Annotated in this window: 11 protein-coding genes; 5 read left to right on the plus strand and 6 right to left on the minus strand. The window is 64.4% G+C overall.

The genetic code is table 11. The features are described 5' to 3' along the window. Position 1: 1 nt before the first annotated feature. The gene (gene ychF / locus M2427_RS40805; protein WP_280712376.1) at positions 2 to 1,099 is read left to right on the plus strand and encodes a redox-regulated ATPase YchF; all 1,098 of its coding nucleotides are present in this window, start codon (positions 2 to 4) and stop codon (positions 1,097 to 1,099) included. A gap of 143 nt (positions 1,100 to 1,242) precedes the next feature. Here the strand turns inward: ychF and M2427_RS40810 are convergent, their stop codons facing one another. Then, entirely contained in the window at positions 1,243 to 1,539 is a 297-nt protein-coding gene (locus M2427_RS40810) for a DUF4282 domain-containing protein (RefSeq protein WP_280712377.1), read from the minus strand. 161 nt (positions 1,540 to 1,700) lie between these two features. Between M2427_RS40810 and M2427_RS40815 the strand changes: the two genes are divergently transcribed. The 3 genes from M2427_RS40815 to M2427_RS40825 all read left to right on the plus strand — a co-directional run bounded on the left by M2427_RS40815 (position 1,701) and on the right by M2427_RS40825 (position 2,995). Further along, on the plus strand, positions 1,701 to 2,153 hold the full coding sequence (locus M2427_RS40815; protein ID WP_280712378.1) for a MaoC family dehydratase: 453 nt from the start codon (positions 1,701 to 1,703) through the stop codon (positions 2,151 to 2,153). Continuing rightward, the gene (locus M2427_RS40820; protein ID WP_280712379.1) at positions 2,153 to 2,632 is read left to right on the plus strand and encodes a MaoC family dehydratase; all 480 of its coding nucleotides are present in this window, start codon (positions 2,153 to 2,155) and stop codon (positions 2,630 to 2,632) included. The genes M2427_RS40815 and M2427_RS40820 overlap by 1 nt, the downstream gene beginning before the upstream one ends. 216 nt (positions 2,633 to 2,848) lie before the next feature. Then, a complete protein-coding gene (locus M2427_RS40825; protein ID WP_280712380.1) occupies positions 2,849 to 2,995 on the plus strand; it encodes a hypothetical protein in 147 nt (48 codons plus the stop codon). A 41-nt stretch (positions 2,996 to 3,036) separates the two neighbouring features. Here the strand turns inward: M2427_RS40825 and M2427_RS40830 are convergent, their stop codons facing one another. From M2427_RS40830 to M2427_RS40850, 5 genes are all read right to left on the minus strand, one after another. Continuing rightward, positions 3,037 to 3,174, minus strand: coding sequence for a hypothetical protein (locus tag M2427_RS40830; protein ID WP_280712381.1), 138 nt, complete (start codon positions 3,172 to 3,174; stop codon positions 3,037 to 3,039). A gap of 291 nt (positions 3,175 to 3,465) precedes the next feature. Beyond that, the gene (locus M2427_RS40835) at positions 3,466 to 3,894 is read right to left on the minus strand and encodes a hypothetical protein (protein WP_280712382.1); all 429 of its coding nucleotides are present in this window, start codon (positions 3,892 to 3,894) and stop codon (positions 3,466 to 3,468) included. A 173-nt stretch (positions 3,895 to 4,067) separates the two neighbouring features. Then, the gene (locus M2427_RS40840) at positions 4,068 to 4,991 is read right to left on the minus strand and encodes a hypothetical protein (RefSeq protein ID WP_280712383.1); all 924 of its coding nucleotides are present in this window, start codon (positions 4,989 to 4,991) and stop codon (positions 4,068 to 4,070) included. A 217-nt stretch (positions 4,992 to 5,208) separates the two neighbouring features. Beyond that, entirely contained in the window at positions 5,209 to 5,649 is a 441-nt protein-coding gene (locus M2427_RS40845) for a nuclear transport factor 2 family protein (RefSeq protein ID WP_280712384.1), read from the minus strand. A gap of 181 nt (positions 5,650 to 5,830) precedes the next feature. Further along, on the minus strand, positions 5,831 to 6,115 hold the full coding sequence (locus M2427_RS40850) for a hypothetical protein (protein ID WP_280712385.1): 285 nt from the start codon (positions 6,113 to 6,115) through the stop codon (positions 5,831 to 5,833). A 193-nt stretch (positions 6,116 to 6,308) separates the two neighbouring features. Between M2427_RS40850 and M2427_RS40855 the strand changes: the two genes are divergently transcribed. Next, positions 6,309 to 6,545 carry a hypothetical protein gene (locus tag M2427_RS40855; RefSeq protein ID WP_280712386.1) on the plus strand — a complete coding sequence of 79 codons (237 nt, stop codon included), beginning with the start codon at positions 6,309 to 6,311 and terminating at the stop codon, positions 6,543 to 6,545. The last annotated feature ends 291 nt before the right edge of the window (positions 6,546 to 6,836 follow it).

A 6,836-nucleotide genomic window follows, 5' to 3' on the forward strand; every position in this document is an offset into this window, starting at 1 on the left:
CGTGGGATTCAAATGCGGAATCGTCGGATTGCCCAATGTCGGCAAGTCGACCTTGTTCAACGCGCTGACCGAGACGGCCGCGGCGCAGGCCGCGAACTATCCGTTCTGCACCATCGAGCCGAATGTCGGCGAGGTCGCGGTGCCTGATCCCAGGCTCGACAAGCTGGCCGCTATCGCCAAGTCCGGCCAGATCATTCCGACGCGGCTGACTTTCGTCGATATCGCCGGCCTCGTGCGCGGCGCCTCCAAGGGCGAAGGCCTCGGCAACCAGTTCCTGGCCAACATCCGCGAGGTCGATGCCATCGCGCATGTCGTGCGCTGCTTCGAGGACTCCGACATCACCCATGTCGAGGGCAAGATCGCCCCGCTTGCCGATATCGAGACCATCGAGACCGAGCTGATGCTCGCCGACCTCGACAGCCTCGAGAAGCGTGTCGACAACCTCACCAAGAAGGCCAAGGGCAACGACAAGGACGCCAAGGAGCAGCTCGACCTCGTCAACCGCACGCTGGTGCTGCTGCGCGACGGCAAGCCGGCGCGCCTCGTCGAGCGCAAGCCTGAGGAAGAGCGCGCCTTCGGCATGCTCGGCCTGCTGTCGTCCAAGCCCGTGCTCTATGTCTGCAACGTCGAGGAAGGCTCGGCCGCGACAGGCAATGCGTTCTCCAAGGCCGTGCAGGAGCAGGCCGCCAAGGAAGGCGCGGTCGCTGTCGTCATCTCCGCCAAGATCGAATCCGAGATCGCCACCATCTCGCGTGAGGAGCGCGCCGACTTCCTGGAGACGCTGGGTCTGGAAGAAGCCGGCCTCGATCGCCTGATCCGCGCCGGCTACCAGCTTCTCGACCTCATCACCTATTTCACGGTGGGTCCGAAGGAAGCGCGTGCCTGGACCATCTATCGCGGCACCAAGGCGCCGGGCGCGGCTGGTGTGATCCACACCGACTTCGAAAAAGGCTTCATCCGCGCCGAGACGATCGCATATGACGACTACATCGCCTTCAACGGCGAAGCCGGCGCCCGCGATGCGGGCAAGCTGCGGCTCGAAGGCAAGGAATATGTCGTCGCCGACGGCGACGTGATGCATTTCCGGTTTAATACGTAAGTGAACTCTCGTGCCCCGGACGCAGCGCAGCGCTTCTTCAGCGGTGCGCTGCAGAGCCGGGGCCCAGAATCTTGATTACGGACGCATGGGTCCCGGCTCTGCGTCGCGTCATTTCATGCCGCGCCGCGTCCGGGACACGAGGGCTATCGCATCCCGCCGCCCTGATCCCTGATCGCGCCGAGATGCTCGTTGATGCGAAACACGATCAGGATCAATTCCGCAGCGATGCGCGAGAACACCACGCCGACGACGACGCCCGCGATCGATTCCAGCACGACCAGGAAACCGCCAAACGGGCTGATCGCCATCGCGGTGAGGCCGGCGAAGATTCCGGAGAGCCCGAACAGGCAGATCACGCCGATCACCAGCCAGTAGAAGGTCTTGATGATCGTCGGCGTGATGAAGCGGTCCCATTGAAACAGGTCGCTGAATGAAAACATCTCTCTCCCCCGGGCAAATCGTGCCTGCGGCCTAGAGTCAATCCGACTATGAGGCTGGTCCGGCCCGACTCGCCGAATGTAGCACGAGCCATGCGGACCGGCGGGTTGAGATTGCCGCAAAGTGCGGCCACAATCTGTCCGTCCCGCAAAGCTTTTCCACGATGACCCTGACCTTCGAAGATTTTCCGATCGGCCGTTACGGAACGTTCGGCCCGCGCCATGTCACCCGCGACGAGATTTTGGCGTTTGCCGCCGAGTTCGATCCGCAGCCGATGCATCTGGACGAGGAGGCCGCGGCCAGGAGCATGCTGCGCGGCCTGTCCGGTTCGGGTTGGCATCTGTGCTCGCTGATGATGCGGATGATGGCCGACGGTTTCATCACCCGCGCCGCCTCGCTGGGATCACCCGGGGTTGACGAAGTGCGCTGGCTGTCGCCGCTCAAGCCGGGCGACGACCTCACGCTCGACGTCGACGTGCTCGAGGCGCGGACCTCGAAGAGTCGGCCGAACCTCGGCATCGTCAAGTTCAAATGCACCGTGCGCAATGCCAGGGGCGAGGCGCTGGGCGAGATGACCTCGCCGATCCTGATCGAGCGGCGCGCGGGAGCGGTCTGATGCGGTTCTTCGAAGACATCGTGATCGGCCAGCGCCGCGAACTCGGCGACTATGCGTTCACGGCGGAGTCCATCAAGACCTTCGCCGCCAAGTTCGATCCGCAGCGCTTTCATCTCGACGAGGAGGAGGGCAAGAACTCGCTGTTCGGCGGGCTTGCTGCGTCCGGCTGGCATGTCGGCTCGGCCTGCATGAGCCTGGTCGTCGCCGACGGCCAACGTCTGGCGCGCGAGGCCGCTTCGCGCGGTGAAGAGGTTGCGGTCTGGGGCCCGTCGCCGGGGTTTCGCGACCTGCGCTGGATCAGGCCGGTGCTCGCCGGCGACACCGTTTCTTACGTCAGCGAAGTCGTCGACAAGCGCAGCTCCGCCTCGCGTCCCGGCTGGGGCATCCTGACCGCCCGTACCACCGGCACCAACCAGCGCGGCGAGGAGGTCTATTCCATCACCGCCAGCGCCTTCGTGCCGATGCGGAAGAGCGGTTAGACCCGTTCCAATATGAACGGCTGAAAACAGCGCGCGAAAAACTAGTCAGCCAGTGTTGCCCGCGCGCTATGGACGCGATTCAGGGCGGCTGCCATAAGCCTTTCCCAGATGGCTGGCCTTTGCGAAGTAGCTGCCGGAACCATCGAGTTGCTAACCAATTATGAACCTGTCGCTGTCTATTTGAACGAACTGGGCAGAGGACAGGGGACGAGAACAATGGCAGACCGCGGCGCACTCAAGCTGGTCGGATTTATCTTCGCTACCGCGACACTCGCCGTGATGCTGGTGGCCGGTATCGTGGTGAAGAGTTACGCCGACGGCGCCTACACCCTGGAAGCCTCGAGCGTCGACGCGAGCCGTTAAGAGTTCGTTAACTCCGCGGGGCCACGAAGTGGCCTCCGCCCTCAGCGGCTATAGACGAACGCCAAAATCGCGATCGCAATCGCCAGCAGCCCGACAAAGCGCATCATGATGGTCCCGAACTGGCTCGGCGTGGGCCGTAGCGGTATCGGGTCCGTGTTGTCGGGCCGAATGCTTTCCATCTGAAAATGTCCCCAACGCCCGGCCGCAAAAGCCGCGGGCGCTTGGCATTGGTCGCCGGGTATGGGCGGCGGGTTCAAGGCTGGGGTTCGTGTCCCGGACGCGCTGCAGCGTGTAACGCTGCTGCGCAGAGCCGGGACCCATCGTGCTACCGCATTCATCCTAACCATGGGCCCCGGCTCTGCGGCGCGTCACTGCGTGCCGCACCGCGTCCGGGGCACGAGATCTTCTCATAAATCAAAACCGCCGCGCCCCTTTCGGAGCGCGGCGGCTGGTCATGCTCGTATCTGCGATCAGCTGTTGCGCAGGCCGTCGGCGGCGCGCTTCCATTGGGCGACGTTGTCGGCGATCATGCGGGTGGACTTCATCGCGGCCTGGCTGAGCTGGGCATAGCCCGAGATCTCGCGCTGGACGCGCTGGCCTTCGGCATGGAGCAGGTCGCGCAGGCTCTCGAGCTCGGAGATCAGATTCTCGATCTCGGCAAGCGAGGTGCCGGCGACGCGCTGGATCAGTGAGTTGACGTTGGTGACGGTGGCTTCCGCGCTCGGATCGAGCGGCGGTGCGTCGGTGGTGGTTGTCGGTGCAGCCGGCCGGCGCAGATAGGCGATATCGTTGCGGACGAAATCGCGGATGCCGGCTTCGACTTCCGTCACGGCGGCGAGATTGCTGTCGACCGTCTCGGTCTCGGTGGTCTCGGTCTTTTCCGGACGCATGGCGTTCATCGTTATTCCCCTGTTCGCGTTGAGCGCAGCGCGAGTGTCCCCCGCACGACGATGTGTGTCAGGCCGGCGCATCTTGGGCGTCGGATTTTGACCGCAACAGGGCCGAGATGCGGCAAGGGCGGACCATTCGGGGGCCTTGCCGTGGCGCATGGTTAGCGAAGTCTAAAGAGCGCTCACCAGCTCTTCTTGAAGCCGGCCGTCACGCTCTTGTTGATCGCGCCTTGCGAGGTCTCGCCGACCGAGCCGGAGACGGTGACGTTGTCGAACAGCTTCTGTTCGGCGCCGACCTTGCGCAGCCATTTGTCGTCGGTTGTCGACATGGTCTGGCCGGCGGAGATGCTGGTGCCGGTGTCGGTGATGGTGACCTTGGCGGACTGATCGATCTCGTAATTGCGGGTCACGCGGCCGCCGACCCCTGGCAGGGCCGTGGTGCCCTGCTGGTTGACGCTGTAGCCGTTCTGCAGCGTCAGCGACGTGTCGCCCGACAGCGGCACCGATTTGGTCAGCGATGCCCCGAGCTTGCTCTGCTCAGAGCCGGGATCGACGCGGGCTTCCACCGCGGTCTTGTCCAAGATCGCGCCCGCGCCCGGCGCGGTCGCGGCGGCCCAGGCGCTGCCGGAGGATTGCGGCAGGTTGCCGCCATTTTCGGCCTTCAGCGCCAGCAGCTCCGACATCGTGGTCGGCTCTTTCGTCACCGTCATGTCGGCGCCGATGCGGGTGTCCCAGAACGAGGACACCGACTGCTTGACCTTCACCCCGGAGGAGCCGTTGGCATTGGCGTTGGACGACCAGTCCATCCCGTCCCTGGCTGCGGCCTGCGCGCGCTTCTTGGCCTTGATGATGTCGTTGAGCGTGCCGGCGTCGATGGCGAGCTGGCTCCAGTCGAGCTTGTCGACATCGATGCCTTTGAGCACATCGACGTCGTTGACGTTGGGGGCCGTCTCGGCGATTTCGGCCTCCTCGTCATCAGGCGCGGTCGCCGAGGGGGGTGGGGAAAAGGGCGGAATGATCTGCGCCTGGGCCGTCAGCACCGAGCCGAAAATGAACGCGGCCGCCAGCGGCAGCCTGGTCCAGCCGAAACCTGTCGTGAATTCCATTGCCTTGCCCGCGAGCCCAGTTCGCGCAGAGAATGCGGAACCATCATTGCAAAATTGTGGCGCCGCAGCAAATGACGAACCAACGGGCCGCGCGCAAATCGCACGCGCCCGGTGACGAGCATCTCCATGACGGCGTCCGGCGGGGCTGGAGGCCGGCGCGCGTCATGGGAGCATCAATCGACCGGTCCCGAACCCTCGGAGCCCGTTGGCGTCCCCCTCAGCCGACGCGGGTCATCCTTGGCAGATGAATGGCGCGGCCGAGTGCCTGCTCGACCAGATCGAAAGTGTCGACCAGCACGCGCATGCTCACCAGCCGCTCCGCCCTGAACTGGGCGAACTGCGCGACGCGCAGGCTGATCGGCTTGTCGGAATCCAGCGCCGTCAGCGAATAGCGCAGCATCGAGGAGGCGGAATCGACACCCAGCATGATGCTCTCGCGCTCGAAACGGCGGACGCGGAAATTGTCGGCGAGCTGGCGGATGACCTGAAGCACGGCCGCCTTGCCCTGGCGCGCGCCAAGGAACGGAAACATGTCGATCGGGCCGTAGATCGCCCACTCGACGTCCTCGTCGATCAGGGTCTCGATATCCTCGAAATGCCGGTCGTTGATCGCGCGGTGAAACGCGCGCGAGAAACGCCAGAGGCTGTGCTCTGTCATTTTGGGACGTCCTGAAACTGAAGCGTAAAAACGGAAAACAACCCCATGCACAGTAGGTGCCGAGGGGCTGCTCAATTCATTTGTATGCAAACAAATACGGGATTTCTGGAAAAACTCAAATCACGTTTTTGCAATGCACAAGTGAGTGCAAAGTGTGAGATTTGCAATAGAACCCCGTATTTTACCGGTCTCGAGCGAGCCTTTGGCCGCGCGCCGGTTCCCCTTGCCGCTCGATCGGGATGGCGTCATCGCGGATCGCGAGCAGCGCGAACAGCAGCGCGCCGCCGATCCCGCCGATCGCGGCGCCCAGCGGCATGAAGGTCAGGAACACCAGCGTGCCGCTATAGCCTTCAAAGCTCGTGGTTTGCGCGATTTCGACCCAGGCAAGCCCGGCGGCGATGCCGAGCGCGGCCCCGCCCAACGCCCCCAGAAACAGCCCCAGGATTGCAAGCAACGCGACTTTCATCGGCCACCCCCACGCGGCGTGCACAACGCCCCGCGGATGGGTCTGGCGGGAGGGGAGGGAGGTTCAAGCGAGGCTCGCGGCGCCGTCGACCGGCGCGCTGCGCCTGTGAAAGCCGGCGCGCCCGCCCTGCTGTGCGGACGGGAACCCAGCCCGTTTACGTTCGTTGAGACGCAAAACACCGCAGGAGACATCCATGAAATTCCCGATCGTCGCCGTCGCCGCCGCGCTTCTCGCGCTGGGCGCGACCTCCGCCGCCAGCGCCAAGGGCTGCATCAAGGGCGCCATCGTCGGCGGCGTCGCCGGCCATTATGCCGGCCATCACGGCATGCTCGGCGCAGCCGCCGGCTGCCTCTACGGCCGTCATCGCGCCAACGAGCAGGACAAGCAGCAGCAACAGCAGAGCCAAGTGAACGGGCAGGGCAAGCTTTAGCGCTGGTTGTTCTCGGCGAGTAAGGCGGCCACTGCCCTCTCACTCCCTCCCCCTTGCGGGCAGGGCGATCGCATATGAGAGCAGTTTCCCTGCGGCGCATCCTTCGAGACGCCCGCCTCTGGCGGGCCCTCAGGATGAGGGCGGAGTGCGTGGCAACAGTTTTAGCGGGTGCCACTGCTGGTTAGCCTCATCCTTTTAAGTCACGACACGCTGGATCGGCTAGATTGGCCGATATGGTGACGGACGGGAGACCGCTTCATCCTAGGGCTTTGAAGCCCGCGCCTCAGCGCG

The organism is Bradyrhizobium sp. BR13661 (genome assembly GCF_029892425.1).
GTDB lineage: Bacteria > Pseudomonadota > Alphaproteobacteria > Rhizobiales > Xanthobacteraceae > Bradyrhizobium.